At 62.0% G+C, this 16,179-nt stretch carries 19 protein-coding genes; 9 read left to right on the top strand and 10 right to left on the bottom strand.

What is annotated here, in order from left to right:
* From NKH28_RS18090 to NKH28_RS18070, 5 genes are all read left to right on the top strand, one after another.
* A complete protein-coding gene (locus NKH28_RS18090; RefSeq protein ID WP_352979873.1) occupies positions 1-447 on the top strand; it encodes an RbsD/FucU family protein in 447 nt (148 codons plus the stop codon).
* Positions 444-1,367: a carbohydrate kinase family protein gene (locus NKH28_RS18085; protein ID WP_352470948.1), complete on the top strand. Its 924-nt coding sequence runs from the start codon at positions 444-446 to the stop codon at positions 1,365-1,367. The genes NKH28_RS18090 and NKH28_RS18085 overlap by 4 nt, the downstream gene beginning before the upstream one ends.
* Positions 1,368-1,621: 254 nt before the next feature.
* A complete protein-coding gene (locus tag NKH28_RS18080) occupies positions 1,622-2,764 on the top strand; it encodes a DegT/DnrJ/EryC1/StrS family aminotransferase (protein WP_352540722.1) in 1,143 nt (380 codons plus the stop codon).
* 18 nt (positions 2,765-2,782) lie between these two features.
* A complete protein-coding gene (locus tag NKH28_RS18075) occupies positions 2,783-2,989 on the top strand; it encodes a hypothetical protein (protein ID WP_352490787.1) in 207 nt (68 codons plus the stop codon).
* Between the two features lie 162 nt (positions 2,990-3,151).
* On the top strand, positions 3,152-4,171 hold the full coding sequence (locus tag NKH28_RS18070) for an LLM class flavin-dependent oxidoreductase (RefSeq protein WP_352921369.1): 1,020 nt from the start codon (positions 3,152-3,154) through the stop codon (positions 4,169-4,171).
* 38 nt (positions 4,172-4,209) lie between these two features.
* Here NKH28_RS18070 and NKH28_RS18065 read toward each other — a convergent pair whose 3' ends face one another.
* The 3 genes from NKH28_RS18065 to NKH28_RS18055 form a co-directional block, all read right to left on the bottom strand.
* The gene (locus NKH28_RS18065; protein ID WP_352470944.1) at positions 4,210-4,692 is read right to left on the bottom strand and encodes an RES family NAD+ phosphorylase; all 483 of its coding nucleotides are present in this window, start codon (positions 4,690-4,692) and stop codon (positions 4,210-4,212) included.
* On the bottom strand, positions 4,689-5,123 hold the full coding sequence (locus tag NKH28_RS18060; protein ID WP_352470943.1) for an antitoxin Xre-like helix-turn-helix domain-containing protein: 435 nt from the start codon (positions 5,121-5,123) through the stop codon (positions 4,689-4,691). Before NKH28_RS18060 ends, NKH28_RS18065 begins: the two co-directional genes overlap by 4 nt.
* Before the next feature lie 69 nt (positions 5,124-5,192).
* Positions 5,193-5,819, bottom strand: a complete 627-nt coding sequence (locus NKH28_RS18055; RefSeq protein WP_352470942.1) for a CDP-alcohol phosphatidyltransferase family protein — start codon at positions 5,817-5,819, stop codon at positions 5,193-5,195.
* On the opposite strand from NKH28_RS18055, the gene NKH28_RS18050 reads away from it, so the two are divergent.
* The 3 genes from NKH28_RS18050 (at position 5,818) to NKH28_RS18040 (ending at position 7,798) form a co-directional block, all read left to right on the top strand.
* On the top strand, positions 5,818-6,078 hold the full coding sequence (locus NKH28_RS18050) for a hypothetical protein (RefSeq protein ID WP_352614884.1): 261 nt from the start codon (positions 5,818-5,820) through the stop codon (positions 6,076-6,078). The genes NKH28_RS18055 and NKH28_RS18050 overlap by 2 nt on opposite strands.
* Positions 6,079-6,129: 51 nt before the next feature.
* The gene (locus tag NKH28_RS18045) at positions 6,130-6,642 is read left to right on the top strand and encodes a phosphatidylglycerophosphatase A family protein (RefSeq protein WP_352614882.1); all 513 of its coding nucleotides are present in this window, start codon (positions 6,130-6,132) and stop codon (positions 6,640-6,642) included.
* Between the two features lie 79 nt (positions 6,643-6,721).
* Positions 6,722-7,798, top strand: coding sequence for a tartrate dehydrogenase (locus NKH28_RS18040; protein ID WP_352470939.1), 1,077 nt, complete (start codon positions 6,722-6,724; stop codon positions 7,796-7,798).
* A 96-nt stretch (positions 7,799-7,894) separates the two neighbouring features.
* On the opposite strand, the gene NKH28_RS18035 is transcribed toward NKH28_RS18040, so the two are convergent.
* Positions 7,895-9,496, bottom strand: a complete 1,602-nt coding sequence (locus tag NKH28_RS18035; protein WP_352921372.1) for an FAD-dependent monooxygenase — start codon at positions 9,494-9,496, stop codon at positions 7,895-7,897.
* Positions 9,497-9,593: 97 nt separating this feature from the next.
* Between NKH28_RS18035 and NKH28_RS18030 the strand changes: the two genes are divergently transcribed.
* Complete coding sequence (locus tag NKH28_RS18030; protein ID WP_352470937.1) at positions 9,594-10,037, top strand: MarR family winged helix-turn-helix transcriptional regulator; 444 nt, start codon at positions 9,594-9,596, stop codon at positions 10,035-10,037.
* 287 nt (positions 10,038-10,324) lie between these two features.
* On the opposite strand, the gene NKH28_RS18025 is transcribed toward NKH28_RS18030, so the two are convergent.
* From NKH28_RS18025 to NKH28_RS18000, 6 genes are all read right to left on the bottom strand, one after another.
* Positions 10,325-11,632: a type II toxin-antitoxin system HipA family toxin gene (locus NKH28_RS18025; RefSeq protein ID WP_352470936.1), complete on the bottom strand. Its 1,308-nt coding sequence runs from the start codon at positions 11,630-11,632 to the stop codon at positions 10,325-10,327.
* Positions 11,632-12,015 carry a helix-turn-helix domain-containing protein gene (locus tag NKH28_RS18020; protein WP_502899609.1) on the bottom strand — a complete coding sequence of 128 codons (384 nt, stop codon included), beginning with the start codon at positions 12,013-12,015 and terminating at the stop codon, positions 11,632-11,634. Before NKH28_RS18020 ends, NKH28_RS18025 begins: the two co-directional genes overlap by 1 nt.
* 135 nt (positions 12,016-12,150) lie before the next feature.
* Positions 12,151-13,329, bottom strand: coding sequence for a hypothetical protein (locus tag NKH28_RS18015; RefSeq protein WP_352470935.1), 1,179 nt, complete (start codon positions 13,327-13,329; stop codon positions 12,151-12,153).
* A gap of 55 nt (positions 13,330-13,384) precedes the next feature.
* Positions 13,385-14,392, bottom strand: coding sequence for a succinylglutamate desuccinylase/aspartoacylase family protein (locus NKH28_RS18010; RefSeq protein WP_352470934.1), 1,008 nt, complete (start codon positions 14,390-14,392; stop codon positions 13,385-13,387).
* Between the two features lie 9 nt (positions 14,393-14,401).
* Positions 14,402-14,746: a RidA family protein gene (locus tag NKH28_RS18005; protein ID WP_352470933.1), complete on the bottom strand. Its 345-nt coding sequence runs from the start codon at positions 14,744-14,746 to the stop codon at positions 14,402-14,404.
* Positions 14,747-14,795: 49 nt separating this feature from the next.
* Complete coding sequence (locus NKH28_RS18000) at positions 14,796-16,115, bottom strand: type III PLP-dependent enzyme domain-containing protein (RefSeq protein WP_352979871.1); 1,320 nt, start codon at positions 16,113-16,115, stop codon at positions 14,796-14,798.
* Positions 16,116-16,179: the final 64 nt, after the last annotated feature.

Genomic DNA, 16,179 nt, shown 5'->3' with positions numbered 1-16,179 from the left:
ATGCTGATCGGCATCCCGGCGCTGCTCGGCCCCGAGCTTCTGGCGATATTGCGCGCCATGGGCCATGGCGACGAGATCGCCTTGGTCGACGGCAACTACCCGGCCGAGCAGCAGGCACAGCGGCTGGTCCGCGCCGACGGTCATCATCTCGTCCCCGTGCTCGATGCGGTATTGAGCGTATTGCCGGTCGACGACGCCGTGCCGCAGGCGCTGTTTCGCGCCTCGGCCAAAGGCGATCCCCTGCTCGCCGATCCGGTTCACTATGAGATGGAAGCGATCTGCGCCAGGCGTACGCCGGGCCGCAAGGTGGTTGCGCTTGCCGGTGCCGACTTCTATGCACGGGTCAAGGCCGCGCACGCGATCGTCGCGACTAGCGAGCCGCGGCTTTATGCCAACATCATCATTCGCAAGGGCGTGATCTATCCGCCGGAAAGCAAGACTTCATGATCCTCTGCTGCGGCGAAGCCCTGATCGACATGCTGCCGCGGACCACGACGGAGGGCGAGCCGGCCTTTGCCCCCTATGTCGGCGGTGCCGTCTTCAACTCGGCCATTGCGCTAGGCCGGCTCGGCGCGCCCGCTGCCTTTTTCTCCGGCCTGTCGTCGGATCTGTTCGGCGGGCAGTTCAGGGAGGCGCTGGGGAACAGCAAGGTCAGCTCGACCTATGCGCACACTTCGCCGCGGCCGACCACGCTCGCCTTCGTGCGGCTCACCAACGGCCAAGCGACCTACACCTTCTATGACGAGAACACCGCCGGGCGCATGCTGACCATCGAGGACCTGCCGGAACTCGGCAGCGAGATCGAGGCCATGCTGTTCGGCGCCATCAGCCTGATCTCGGAGCCGGCCGGATCGGCCTATGAGGAGTTCATGCGGCGCGAACATGAGCGCCGCGTGATGATGCTCGACCCCAACATCCGGCCAAACTTCATTCCCGACAAGGCCAAGCACCTCAGGCGCATCCGCGGCATGATGGCGATGGCCGACATCGTGAAACTGTCGGACGAGGATTTGAACTGGTTCGGCGAAGCCGGCTCGCATGAAGACGTCGTCCGTAACTGGCTGGATCGCGGCCCAAAGCTGATCGTGGTCACCCACGGCAGCGAAGGCGCGGTCGGTTACAGCAGCCAGCACCGGGTCACCGTCGTGCCGGACAAGGTCGAGGTGGTCGATACGGTCGGAGCCGGCGACACATTCAATGCCGGCATTCTTGCCTCCTTGCATGAACAGGGTCTGCTGTCGAAGACGGCAATCGCCAGTTTGCCGGAAGACGCCATCCACAAGGCGCTGACGCTTGGCGCCAAGGCCGCGGCGGTGACGGTATCGCGGGCCGGCGCCAACCCGCCATGGCGGCATGAAATCGCCTGACCGGCTGGTGCGCAGCCCATGGACTGCTCACCGGCGATCACTTTATGTTTCGTCCAGCCTGGCGGGCGGGGTGCGAAGCCTGTAACAGGCCGGCCGAAGCCCGGATTTCCACGCCTTTAAGAGGCCAGATCGGAAATCAGAGGTAACAGGCTGCGACACTTGAGCAATTCAGGGTTTTTGCCCTGCGGCTTTCTCGGCCGTACCAAGTCTGCTACCAGCGGCCGGTTATCTGACTAAAACCGTTTGAGGCCGACATGCAGTTCATCGATCTTGGCGCGCAGCGCGAACGCATCCGCGACAGGCTGAAAGCGGCAATCGACCGGGTTGTCGACGAAGGCCGCTATATTCTCGGACCGCAGGTCACCGAATTCGAAAACAAGCTCGCCGCCTATATCGGCATCAAGCACGTGGTCGCTTGCGCCAACGGCACCGATGCGCTGCTGCTGCCGCTGTTTGCCGCCGGCATCGGCCCGGGCGACGCGGTGTTCGTGCCGAGCTTCACCTTCGCCGCCACGGCCGAAGTGGTGGCGCTGACCAAGGCCGAACCGGTGTTCGTCGATGTCGATGCCGACAGCTACAATATCGACATCGCCAGCCTCGAGGCGGCAATTGCCATGATCAAGGCGGAGGGCCGGCTGAGGCCGAAGGCAATCATTCCCGTCGACCTGTTCGGCCTCGCCGCCGATTACGAGGCGATCATGGCCATCGCCGATCGCGAAGGCCTGATGGTCATCGAGGATGCGGCGCAGGCGACCGGCGGCTCGGCTGACGGCAAGATGTGCGGCTCGTTCGGCACCGTCGGCTCGACCAGCTTCTATCCGGCAAAGCCGCTCGGCTGCTATGGCGACGGCGGTGCGATGTTCACCAATGACGATGCGCTGGCCGAACAGCTGCGCTCGTTCGCCTTTCACGGAAAGGGCGAAACGCAATATGACAATGTCCGCGTCGGCATCAATTCACGGCTCGACACGCTTCAGGCGGCGATCCTGATAGAGAAGCTGGCCATCCTCGAGGACGAGATGGTGGCGCGGCAAGCGGTCGCCAATCGCTATGCCGAAGGTCTCGGCGATATCGTCAAGGCGGCGCGCAATCTGGGCGGCGGCCGCTCGGCCTGGGCGCAATACGCCATCGAAACGCCGAAACGGGACGGGCTCAAGGCACATCTCGGTGAAAAGGGCATTCCGTCGGTCATCTACTATGTGAAACCGCTGCACAGCCAGATTGCCTATCGCGATTATCCGCGCACGCCGACCGGCCTTGCCGTTTCGGAAGAGCTGCCGAAGCGCATCCTGTGCCTGCCAATGCATCCCTATCTGAGCGAGGCTGACCAGGACCGGATCATCGAAACGATCCGAAACTATATCGGCTCGAATTCGGCGCATGTAGCGGCGGCATAAATTCGAAAGCTTCGAAGCATGGTCGCGGAATACATCGACGAGTTCATCATGTTCTGCGCCGGGTTGTGGATGGCTGGCGTCGGCTTCGGATTTCTCGCGGACCCGTTCCAAGCTCGCCCCGGCCAGCAGCAAGCATGGTGGACCAACTTTGGGACTCGCTTCAAATGGATGGGACCGCTGTTGATCCTCATCGCGATAGCGCTCGCATTCGCGGCACCTTCCTAGGCTGGCGTCCGACGGCAGCTCGGCACGGTCGGCCATCGTTGATCAACAACCGCCGATTCAAGCTTTGCGCGTCAAGGCAGGCGGTCATCGGCACCGATTTTGCGATGCTTTGCTGCGCGCCGCAGCATAGTCTGCACCTGGCTCCCCTTTAGGCTGGTTCTCATGAAGAAGATTGGTTTCCTCTCGTTCGGGCACTGGACGCCCTCGCCGCAATCGCAGACGCGGACGGCATCCGACGCGCTTTTGCAGTCCGTCGAGTTGGCGGTCGCGGCCGAGGAGCTGGGTGCGGACGGCGCGTATTTCCGCGTGCATCACTTCGCCCGCCAGCTCGCCTCGCCCTTCCCGCTGCTGGCGGCGGTCGGCGCAAAGACCAGCCGAATCGAGATCGGCACGGCGGTGATCGACATGCGCTATGAGAACCCGCTCTACATGGCCGAGGACGCCGGCGCCGCCGACCTAATCGCCGGAGGGCGTCTGCAGCTGGGCATCAGCCGAGGCTCGCCGGAGCAGGTGATCGAGGGATGGCGCTACTTCGGCTACGCCCCGCAAGAGGGCGAGAGCGATGCCGACATGGCCCGTAGACACACCGGAGTGCTGCTCAAAGTGTTGCTGGGCAAAGGCTTTGCGCAGCCCAACCCGCGGCCGATGTTTCCCAACCCGCCTGGCCTGCTTCGCGTCGAGCCGCACTCGGAGGGCCTGCGCGAGCGCATCTGGTGGGGCGCCGCCACAAACGCCACCGCCGAATGGGCGGCGAAACTGGGGATGAACCTGCAGAGCTCCACGCTCAAATTCGATGAAGGCGGAAAGCCGTTTCACGTCCAGCAGGCCGAACAGATCCGGGCTTTTCGTGAGGCCTGGAAGGCGGCCGGACACACGCGCGAGCCGCGGGTGTCGGTGAGCCGGAGCATTTTTGCGCTGGTCGACGATCGCGACCGAGCCTATTTCGGCGGCAACCAGAGCGGAGATCATTTCGGTTACATCGAGGCAGACAGACGCGCGGTGTTCGGCCGCTCCTATGCCGCCGAACCGGACGTCCTGATCGAGCAGCTAAAGGGCGACGAAGCCATCGCCGAGGCCGATACGCTGCTGCTTACCGTCCCCAACCAGCTCGGCGTCGAGTACAATGTCCATGCCATCGAGGCGATCCTGACCCATGTCGCTCCAGGCTTGAGTTGGCGCTGACGGGTTGTGTTAAGTAGGAACCTGCCTCTCTGCCCGGCTCAGGAGCCAAACAGGCGGCTATCCCAGTATACGGGTTGATGCAGGCTGGCCGTGATCAGGGAAAACTCCGGATGTGCCGGATTGATCAACACGTTGTTGTCGGGGCGAGCCACGACGCTTGGCACGATCAGGATCGCGCTGCGGCGCTCGACACACCATGTCTCACCGAATTCCTTGCTCACCGTTGCCGGCATCATATCCCATCCGGGCAACGACGGCTGAGAAAAGAGTTCGTAGCTCAGCCCGCGCGGAAGCATGATCTGGACGTAAGGCTGGTTGGGCGGCAGTCTGCCGCTGCCGTGCACCAGCTTTTCCAGCAAGGCCGTTGAATAATGCTCGCTGGTGTAGATCAACGGGCTGCCGGGCGTGTTCCAGCGGCCAGGCGCTATCGTCGAGCCCGTCGCGTCGAAGATCGGATATGTGCCGGCTGGATCGCCGATCCTGAAGCACTGCAGCATGCGATCGAGTATCTGTGCCGTCAAGCAGCGGTGCCGTACTTCAGGCCTGCAAGGATATCGAGCACCAGTTCGGCGCCGATCTCGCTTTGAATGACCACGTCGATCGGGCGTCGGTCTTCCAGCATGGGATGAGACCGAAACAGAAAGTCACGAGCCTCACCTTCGATCTGCCAAACGTCGAGGGCCAGGTTCCATAGGCGCGCCACCCGCGCCACCCGCATGCCCTCTTCCGAAGAGAGTCGGAGAGCACCTCTCTTGCGGCGCTCATAAGTTGCCTTTGGGACGAGGCGATATTTGAATTGCGTATCGGCCGGTGCCAGCAATTGTGAGACGCGTTCAAGCGCACCCAACGGCAATCCGTCTTCGATTCGAGCCATCAGCCCGAATGGCGACCGTGCAGCCGTCTCCTTGGGCGGCAGCCCCAGCACATCGGCTATATTTCCAAATGCCAACATCGCCGCTCTCCATTCATGTGAAGCATTGCATAGCCTCAGGTGAGGCCAAGTGCAAGCATCCCCGTAGTCTCACGGCTGCTTCCCGTCGGCTCGTTTCAGCATCGCAAATGCGCGACTGATCCGTTGCAGGGCTGTGGCGTTGGCCAGCACTGCGTACAGCGCGAACCCACCCGCCAGAATCCAGGGCGAAGCCGCGCCCATCGCGGTCGCGACTCCGTCGGCGGCGAGCAGCACGCAAATGAACACCAGACGTTCCATCCGCTCGAAGAAATCCGGCCAACCGTGGTTTTTCACAGGGATTTCCAGCGCCGTCCGCGCCTTGGCGTAACTGGTGAGGATCCCGCCCGCGAATGCGAACATTGCGATCGCCCACAGATCGGCAACCCAGCCGATAGCCGCAAAGACGGCCAATTCCTGATAGCGGTCGACGACGGCGTCGAAATAGCCACCGGCCTTGGTGCTCATATTTGTCCGGCGGGCGACCGCACCGTCCAGCGCATCGAAGCTGAAGGCAAACGCCAGGCAAAGGCCAAAGGCAAGACTTGAATGATGAAACGCGTAGGCGGCCGAAGACAAAGCCACGAGCACCAGCCCGCTGGCCGTAACCTGGTTCGGCGTCATGCCGATCCCGATCAGCGGAGAGGCGGCCTGCTCCCATAGCGGGTCGATGCGACTTTTCATGAGACCGGCGATCATGGCGGCTCCTCTGATGATGTCGGTTGACGGAGCTTTACCAGCAATTTGCGGGTTTGTTCCACCGTCGCCACCGTTTCGGTTGGCCAATGCGGGCCGAGACCGGGCTCAGCAACGTTCTCAACTTGCCGCAAAAATGATCTCGTTTGGCGAATGGGGCCGGCGGATTAAGGTACTCGCCGAGCTGGCGGCGAAACAGAACTTCCAGTCACTGCGACAGCTGCCCGACAGCATTTTCACGGTTTGGGCGATGCCCTTGTGAGGTGGTGCAAATCGAACAGCAGTCTGGCGGCAGCACCCGAACGATGTGACTATGATCGCTTGCGATCCGTGGGAAGCCGGCCGAAAATCGATGCATAAGTTTCCACCCAAGTTCGCCTACCTGCTCGCGACCTCTGTCGGCGCGGGATTATCTCCAATATGGCCGGGCACGGCCGGCGCAATGGTTGGAGTGGCTGTTGCCGCGGCTCTGATACCCGCATCACCTTGGCTGACGGTGCTTGCCTACGTGGCCCTGTTCGCCGTCGGCGTATGGGCGTCATCGTATGTTATCTCCCGTACCGGGACGGAGGATCCGCAGATCGTCGTCATTGATGAGACCTTCGGCGCGGCCCTAACCCTTTCCATGCTGCCCCTCGATCCGCTCTGGTGGGCAGCAGGCTTCCTTGCTTTCCGGTTTTTCGACGTCGTCAAGCCTTGGCCCATCCGTATCGCACATGACAAGGTAAGGGGTGGGGCCGGTATCATGCTGGACGATGCGGCTGCGGCTGTGGCCGCCGGGGTGCTGCTGCTCCTGCTGAACGGATTGATTGACCATTTGCCGTAATGGCGGCATTCGGCCTCACGGCCAAAGGCCAGCACGATGGTCCATGCTAGTTTAGCGCCACAAGGGGAGGACTGGACTAATGCGAAGCTATAGGATCGCGGCCATTCCAGGCGATGGGATCGGCAAGGAAGTCGTAGCGGCCGGCCTTCGTGCGCTGGCCGCCTGCGCCACGCGCGACGGCGGTTTCAGTCTCGAGGTGCAGCATTTCGACTGGGGCTCGGACTACTACAAGTTCAACGGCGTGATGATGCCCAAGGACGGCACCGAGCGGCTGAAGGCCTTCGATGCGATCTATTTCGGCGCTGTCGGCGCGCCAGACGTGCCCGACCATCTGACGCTTTGGGGGTTGCGGCTCGCGATCTGCCAGCCCTTCGACCAGTACGCCAATGTCCGCCCGACCCGCATCCTGCCCGGTATCGAGAGCCCGCTTCGCGGCGTCACGGCAGGGGATCTCGACTGGGTCATCGTTCGGGAGAATTCGGAAGGCGAATACGCCGGCCAGGGCGGGCGCTCGCATCTCGGCCTGCCTGAGGAAATCGCGACCGAGGTCTCGATCTTCACCCGCGCCGGCGTGACGCGCATCATGCGCTTCGCCTTCGAGATGGCGCGGTCGCGGCCGCGAAAGCTGTTGACCGTGGTCACCAAGTCGAACGCCCAGCGTCACGGCATGGTGCTCTGGGACGACATCGCCCGTGAGGTCGCGGCCGATTTTCCTGATGTCGCATGGGACAAAATGCTGGTCGACGCGATGACAGTGCGCATGACGCTCAATCCGCGCTCGCTCGACACAATCGTCGCGACCAATCTTCACGCCGATATCCTGTCGGATCTTGCGGCCGCACTTGCCGGATCGATCGGCATTGCGCCGACTGCGAACCTCAACCCCGCGCGGCGGTTTCCGTCGATGTTCGAGCCGATCCACGGCTCGGCCTTCGACATCACCGGCAAGGGCATCGCCAATCCGGTCGGCACGTTCTGGTCGGCGGTGATGATGCTGGAGCATCTTGGCGAGCCGGCTGCCGCGGCGCGCCTGATGCGCGCCATCGAGCGCGTGACGGCGGACGCCTCACTGCACACGCCCGATCTCGGCGGAAGTGCCACCACCGATAAGGTCACCGAAGCGGTGTGCGCGGCCCTACTCGGCGACAACGAGTAGGAAAGGAGCAAGCGCCTGGCATCGTTGTCATTCCCAGTGATGGCATCGGCAAGCAAGTCATGCCCGAAGGCGGGAGGCATCCGCACTCGCCGCCGCTCACCGATGATGTTCGTGCGCCTCCGTGCGGAAACCGAGCCCATCAAGTGTTTCGATCAGCACCTGTACAGGATCAGGCACACCGTGCGTTGACCGCCACGCGACAAATCCGTCCGGTCTGACCAAGGCGGAACCGCCGCTTTTAACCCCGAGCACGGAAGGCCACCGATGGTCCAAGTCAAGCAGATCCCCATTCGCACCCAACGAGTGGCACGTCAGCGGCATCCCGAGGCGCTGGCTTACGGAGTCAGCGGCCTGACACCATGCTTCGTCGGCGCAGAGGAGAAGAAGATCGCGGTCGCACAAATCGAGACTCGAAATCCGCTGGCCGGCACGCCCGACCGCGAAATGCGGCAAACGCGTGCCGGGGCGGCCCGACAGCTCCGTGGATTTTTGGAATGGGTGATCGTCCGGTGTGGATTCCAGAGCCACGATGCCTGCAGCGTAGCGTTGGCCAAATACCACGTCGTAATCCTCGACGATCGCAACAGGAGGAGGCAACCGCTTCGACGGATCGTCGAACCATTTCTGTAGGCGGGCGAGCGCTTGCGCCAACGTAGCCTCGATGACCGGCCGGCGCTCCATGTCATAGCTATCCAGCAACGAGGGATCGGCATGCCCGCGTGCTACCATCGCAAGCTTCCAGGCAAGGTTATGGGCGTCGTGGATACCTGAATTGCCACCGAAAGCGCCTGTTGGGGGCATCACATGTGCGGCATCCCCCACAAGAAACGCGCGGCCTCGGCGGAATTGGCGCGCTGTGAGGGCGGCCACTTCCCAGGAGCGCGCATCGACAAGCCTCGTCGTGATGTCCGGCCGGCCCGCACCTCGTATGATCAGTTCCCTGCACTTGGCTTCATCAAAATCCTGTGGTTTCTCGCCCTTTTCGGGAAAGTACTGGAGCGCCAGAAGCCATCGTCCACCCTGTCTGGGCGTGAAGGTCCCGTTGAGGTCCGTCACGAAGCACGACGTGAAGCGCTTGCCGCCTATCGTCGGAGGCATGTCCGTGTCAAAGACGACATTCATCCAGTGCTGAAGGCCGCCTGCCCCGCTGCGGCTGATCTCCAGCCTCTCTCGCAGGGAACCGTTCGCACCGTCCGCGACGATCAGATAGTCGGCCGAGATGACCTCCTTTGCGCAGGTCGCGATATCGCGAATTTCCGCGCGGACGACGGTCTCGTCCTGATCGAAAGTCACCAGCTCCGTGCTGAAACGCACGTCTGCACCGTTCCGCTCGGCGTAGCGGCGCAGAATCGGTTCCAGGACGTGCTGATCACACGTCGCTGGTTGCGTGGGGCTGAGGGCACTTGCATCCGGCCACGCCGGTCCGCCCCATTGAATCTGCGGATCGGCGAGATTCCTGGCGCGCGCAATAGCGCCTGCCTGCTGGTTCCCCGTCCGATTTGTACGAATCTCCTCCTCGAGGCCGAGGCTTCGGAATATCTCCATGCTGCGCGGGGAGATGCCGGCAAACTTGTACTGGATTGACGTGTCGGGATGACGCTCGACGAGGACACACGCAATGTCGTTGTGAGCCAAAAGGGCGGCCGCCGTCAGACCGTTCAGGCCGCCTCCGACGACGAGAACCGTGGTATTGGTCATCTCGGATCTCCTCTCATTGCTTTGACCACAAAAACATTTTGATTGATCAAATCATATGATTGGTCCAAGTATGTGTCAAGACATGAAGGAGCGTGGAATGAGACCGAGCCAAGATCGCTTGCAGCACGCCACCGAGGCATGGCGCCTGATGTTTGATTTCCTGATGCGGTCCGCGCCGGACCGGTTGGCGATCCAGCAGAAATTGGGCCTGACGCCCAACGACTCCCGCGCCCTCTTCACGCTCGACAAAGATGCGGGCAAGCCGATCGGCGCATTGGCTGCTCAATGGCAGTGCGATCCATCGACGGCGACCTGGCTGGTCGACCGGCTTGAGCAGGCGGGGCTCGCCGAACGGATTCCGTCGCCAGGCGATCGCCGTGTGAAGCTTGTCAAGCTCACACCCAAAGGTGCCGCAACCATCAAGGAATTGATGAAGGAATATCACAAACCCCCGCCCGAGATACTTGCGCTTCCACGCGCTGATCTGGATCAGTTGATCGGCCTCGTAAGAAAGTTACAGGCTGGCAAATCCGTGAGTTGATCCTATCCCGGAAAGGCACTGGCTAGGATCGGGTAGCCCCGCGTCACACTTTCCATGCTGCCGCTCGAGCCGCTCTGGTGGTCGGCAGGTTCCTTGCTTTCCGGTTTTTTTGATGTGGTCAAACCTTGGCCCATCCTATCGCGCATGAGAAGGTAAGGGGTGGGTTCGGCATCATCTGGACGACGCAGCGGCGGCCGTGGCCGCCTGGATGCTGCTGCTGCTGAAGAAGACCATTTGAGCGTTGTCGCAATGGCGACATCAGTCTCGTTGCGTCTCTACTTTCAGCATCACGCCTCTTCCAGTCTGCGTACACGAGCCCTGACCCCATTGCCGATGGCATCAGCGACTTCCGCAGGAAAATCCTTTGGGAGCGATGCAGAAACCAGTTCGACCGCCGCTAGCGCCTGTTGGCGCAGCTCATCAAAGATCGCCTTGACGGGTTTCGGACCGATCCCTGCTTTGGCGGCGGTCTGGATAAAATGGCGTGGCATGACGCTGTCGACGAGGTAGTGGCGTGTGTCACCAATAGCCATCGCCAGTTTCATTTTGTTGCGCTTGATCTGTCCCGCATCAAGGCTGGGCTGCGCTGAAATCACATCATAGAGCGGCGTTATGCGGAACCGGCCGCCGGGGGAAAGAAAGACGCTAAAATTCTTGGCGTGCCCATCTGTGGCGCCGAGAAGCCAAAAGGCAACCACGGCCTTTAAAACCGCAGCCTGGTCTACCTCCGGTTGGTCGCTTCCCTTCATCAAATTGAGGATAGCCGGAACGCCAGGCCCGCCGTCGGATTCGTATTTCAGTGACGGCGGCACAGAAAGGGCCTGGCAGCAGTCTTCCTGGGGCAAACGCAGGAGACGATTGTCACTGGTCCATCGGCGATCGAACCGCTCGACCGCGAGCACGCGATTGCCTTCGAACTCCTCGATTGCGACGACGGCGCTCGGGAGCCCTAGGGCGGTTGTCAGCTTGAGGCAGAAAAATTCGTTCTCGACGCTGAAGGAAAGATCGATGCCATTTGGCAACCGTCCAATCTGTGGTTTGAGGATGTGCGTCGTGGCAGTCGTCGCCAGCGGCTTGTACCAACGTCCTTTCCAGAACAAGAGCGCAGTCTTTTCCTGAGCGCCAGCGATCGAGATCCGGAAGTCCTCGTCCTCGCCAAGCCCAAGGGGAGCCGATGCCAGATCGAGGAGAAGACGAGCAATCTCGGTATCGTCAACGGGTTTGCCGTTGACAATACCGGCGGGGCCTGGCTCGACACCATCCGGCAGGAATTGCAATGCGCCGACACAATCGCGCCCGACAGCGGCAAGCAGGTCGTAAGCGTCTATTCCTTGAGCATGAACACGCTCCGCCATACGGCGGCGAATGGGGACGTTGTCGGGCAGGAGATTGTCGAAGACGGCGATGACGGGCGCACCGATATAACGATCTTCACGCAGAGGCAGTGATAGCGAGACGGGCAGCGCGTGCTCCCAAGCAAGCCAGGACGGATCGTACTGAAAATCGATCGCGCCGCTGGATTGTCTATTCAGCCGCCCGACGAGACGGCTGTTCAAGAAGACATTTAGCGGGATGTGCTGCCGCGGACGAGCCATCAGAAGATGTCCTCGATCTCAGCCGGCTTTGCCTTGGTACGAGGGCGGACGACGAATTCGAGGTCGAGCGCTGCGAGAATATCGCAAAGCGTTCCGAGCTGGGTCCCAGGCGCGCCACTCTCGACGGCCGAGATGGTCGCCTGACGCAGCATCGTTTGGTCCCCGACATTGGTCTGGTTGAGGCGGAGCTTGCGACGCTGCCGGCGGACGGCATCTCCAATTTGCTTGGGTGTTCGGGCGATTTGGTCCACAGCATACCTCTCTAGCCATGGTATTATACGCTCGCGCAGATAAATTTCAATATACGCTTTTCCGTATCGAATTTTGTATACTTTGAAGCGTATAAGCAGCAATATGGTCGGCGTATGATCTTCGATCCGCATGGACCGTCACCGCCATGCTTTCAGCTTGTCCGGCCGCCGCCGGCCAATGTGACCGAAGCGAATAGCCGGCATGCTCATAAAGCTCCAAGGCAAAGTGAGGTCAGTCCTAGCAGACTGCGGCAACGGATCGGTTTTTCAAACGGATCTTGCGGCACTCACCCAATCGAGGCGTGCGGCAGGGACAAGGCCATAATTGTAAAAATTGATGCCGTCGACATCCGGCGCCATCGCAGCTTTGACCTTGGCGGTGAGGATGTCGGGGCCGGCCATTTCCGGATAGAACAGCCGGTAGCCGGCGCCGAGGAACTTTTTCACGCCAAGGGCTGCGCGTCCGGCCGCCATCAGGCTGGCGACATCGCCGGGCTGCATGTCGTAGGCACACAGGATTGCCCCGTCACAGACCTTGCCGAGCGCCGCGAGATCGCAGCCGCCAAGCCAACCGTCTTTCAAATCGATGATGACAACGCGGGTCGCCGGATTGGCCACCTCGCGCAGTTCGGCGACCAGGCTGGTCACCGGTTCGAACCGCCACAGCAGGTAGCCATGGAGTTCCGGCCATGGCAAAAAAGTGTCGAGGCCGCTCCCCGGAAAGTCTGGAAAGCGCCGTTCGGGCACGGCGCGCTCGCAGGTCTCGACGATCCATTGCCCGACGAGCTTGCGCGCTACTTCGCCGTCGACGCCGGCCTCGGCCGCGCGCGCAAGGCAGGACGGGCAGAAACATATCGACAACAGAAAATCGTCTTCCGGCATCAGCCCGACACCGTCTTTCTCATGATGGTATTCGTGGGCGAAGCCCATGAATGACGGGCTTTCAAGCTCGATCCGGTCCGGCCTGTAGCTGTGCGAGATATCGGCGATCAGCGCGCGGACATAAGCGCGCGCTTCCGGATGTGATGGGCAGAGATTGTAGTAGTTGGCATCGCCGAAGGCGTTGCGGGTTACGGCCTGCGGATGAAGCATGCCGAGCCGGGTGTTGTGCAAGCAGACCGTCCAACACGAAACGCCCAGCCCGCCCACCTCGCGCCGGCGGACAAGGTCGCCAAGCACATCGCCGCCTTCCATGATCACCTTCGCCACCTTGGGCTGGATGGCTAGGTCGGCCCAGTGTGCCGCATCTGGCTTGAAATAGATGGTTCCGTCTTCCGGAAAATAGGCTTTCCGGCGCGGGCTGCGCGGCTGCAGAAACCGGCCAGCGTGATACGAAGTCGCCAGACTGATCATGTTGAGCCCGGCACGCTCGACAAGATCGCGCTCGACCATCTCCAAGCCCAGATCCTGGACATCCCAAGGATAGGTCCACATCGACAGTTGCATCCGGTTATCCTCAGTCTTGATCCTGATATGGGCGTATGGTCGGGAGGGCTTCTTATCAGTCGACCGGCTCGGCGACCTGCATGAGGCAGTCTCCCGCCTCGCACATCGTGTGCAGCCGGCGCGAAAGCACAATGCCGCTTTCGAGGAAGTGCAGGGCTTGCTCGGCGAGGTCGAGTCGTTCGAGGTCGTGGTACCAGCCCGCCAGTTGGCCTGAAGTCACGCTGTCGCCCAGCCTGACTGCCGGCTCGAACCAACCACGGCTTGTGGCATAAAGGCCCTGACTGTGCCGAGACAACGAAAGAAGCCGCGTCGGCGCCGAAGGTCCGGTTGCCGGTGCAAGAACCGGCGCCTCAACCACTCCCAAGGCGGCCATCAGGGCGTCGAGTGCGCGGGCGGTAATCTCCATCGTATCGACCGTGACAGTGCCACCGCCGCCGAACTCTCCGCTGACGCCGATGGCGCCGGCCCGGCGCGCCGCACCCATGGAGGTCGGTGAGGCCTGGCCGTTGTCGGCCACGAACCCATAGGGCATGCTGAGCGTCCGCATTAGCTCCACACCGCGCCGGTGCCGGTCGGGATCGGTATTGTGCTCGACAAGCGCGGTCGGCAGATGCTCCATCGAGGTGCCGCCAGAATGAATGTCGAAGATGACGTCGTGGCGGGGAAACAGTTCCATCTCCAGGAAATTGGCAAGCCGGCTTGTTGGCGTGCCTGACGGGTCGCCCGGAAAGGCGCGGTTGAGATTGCCGCCGTCGAGTGGCGAGCAGCGCTTTGCGGCGATCACCGCCGGCACGTTCGCCATCGGCAGGATGGTGACGCGACCCTTGATCTGCTTGGGATCGAGCCGGCGCACCAGCTTTGCCAACGACAGCTCGCCTTCATATTCGTCGCCGTGATTGCCGGCCATCAGAAGCACCGACGGGCCTTCGCCGTTGCGGACAAGGCAGATCGGGACCTTGACCTGGAAATAGGGCGAACGGTCGATCGAAAACGGAATGCTGAGATGGCCGAGTGTCTTGCCGTCCCGGTCGAAGTCGAGCGTATGGCTGAGGCCGGTGTGCATGGCGGCGGCTCAGATAGCTGCGATCGCAGTGACCTCTATGCGGAGATCGGGATCGGCGAGACGCGCCTCGACACAGGCGCGCGCCGGCAGGCGCGCAGGATCCACCCAGGCATCGTAGATGCTGTTCATGGCATCGAAGTCGGCGATCTGCGGCAGGAAGATGTTGATCGCCACTAGCCTCGACTTGCTGCTGCCGGCCTCAACAAGGAGCGCCTCGACCTTGGAGAGCACGTCGCTCGTCTGACCCTCGATGCCGGCCTTGCGGTCGTCTGCCACCTGGCCTGCGATGTGCACGAGGCCGCCATAGACGACCGCCTGAGACATGCGGGAGCCGGACTGGAAGTACTTGATCATATCAGATCCTTTCGAGGTTCTCTTTTTTGGAAGTGGCCGCGATATCTGCTCAGCCGAAATAGGTAGGAAAGGCGTGGCGGACATACCCGGCCGCGTCGGCGCCGAAGATCACGCGATAGCGATCGAGGCAGGTGCAGGGGTGCGAGATGCCGAATTCAACGACGTCACCAACGGCAATATTGTCGCCCGACGCAATTGTCAGGAAGGCGTGCTGGTCGTTGAGCTTGAAGACCTCGGCACGCGCTTTCGGCAGCTGCTTGCCGGCACGAAAGATGGTCACGACCTTCGGAAAGCCCTGGTCGAACGACACGTCGCGCATGCCCATACCGCAGATAGCAAGGCCGGGCTCCGGCCGCGACAGTACCTCGGCCCAAAGACGTAAAGCCGGATGGAAGGAATTTCGTGCGGAAGCACTGACGCCGCCGATCGCAAAACCGTCGCGGGCATCGAGTGCGCCGAGCGACCTGTCGTAGACGCCATGGTCGTGAAAGAAGATGGCGCCGCTGCGCAGCACCAACGTGGCATTGCCGTCCCTGGAGACGAGGGGCGAAAGCGCTGCGACCACCTTGTCGAAGTACACCGAGCCGCCGGCGGTGGCGATCAGCGGGGTGTCGCCGCCGACGCGGGCGCGGAGCCGCAGGAACATATCGGCTGTCATTGCCAACAGCGCGGATATCGCCTCATCGGTACGGCCAGGATCGGCTTGCGCCGCGGCACCTTCGTAGGCTGCGACGCCGGCGATCAGCAGCCGCCCTCCGGCAGCTACAACCGCGTCGGCGATCGCCTCGGCTTCGCCGGTGGTCCGGGCGCCTGCCCTCCCCGCACCAAGTTCCACGAGCACGCGCAATGGCGGCAGCGTCGCATTGGCGCGCCAAGCTTCAGCAAGCGCATTCACGGCGTCGAAAGAGTCGGCAAAAACGTAGAACTCGGCGCTTGGCCAGGCGCCGACAAGGACAGCAAGTCGGTTCGCACCACCTGGTCCGCCGACCTCGTTGGCGATGATCAGCCGAGAGAGCCCGGATCTGAGCATCACTGTGGCCTGCCTTATGTCGGCGACGGTCGTGCCCCATGCTCCGGCCTCGACCAGGGACCGGGCAAGGTCCGGCGCCATCGGGGTCTTGGCATGCGGGGCGATCACGGCGCCCTGTTCTCGCGCATACCCCAAGAACAGGTCACGATTGGCGATGAAGGCCTCCTCGTCGAGGGTCAACACCGGCAACGACATACGTCCATGCGCTGGATGCCAGCGCTCAGATGCGACAAAGCTGCTGTCCAGGCCGAGGGTGCCAGGCGGAACGCCGCGGATACGATCGTCGAGCAGGAAATTTTCACGGGTCGCGAGCGACAGTACGGGTGAGTTTTCGGTCATCCGATGCTAGTCCTTTCGCTTTCGCAGGATGAAGTCCGGATCGATTTCCGATGCCGGCCACACC

Source organism: Mesorhizobium sp. M1227, from assembly GCF_040318315.1.
GTDB lineage: Bacteria > Pseudomonadota > Alphaproteobacteria > Rhizobiales > Rhizobiaceae > Mesorhizobium.
The sequence above is the reverse complement of the archived record's forward strand: the minus strand, read 5'-3'. Positions and strand labels throughout refer to the sequence as shown.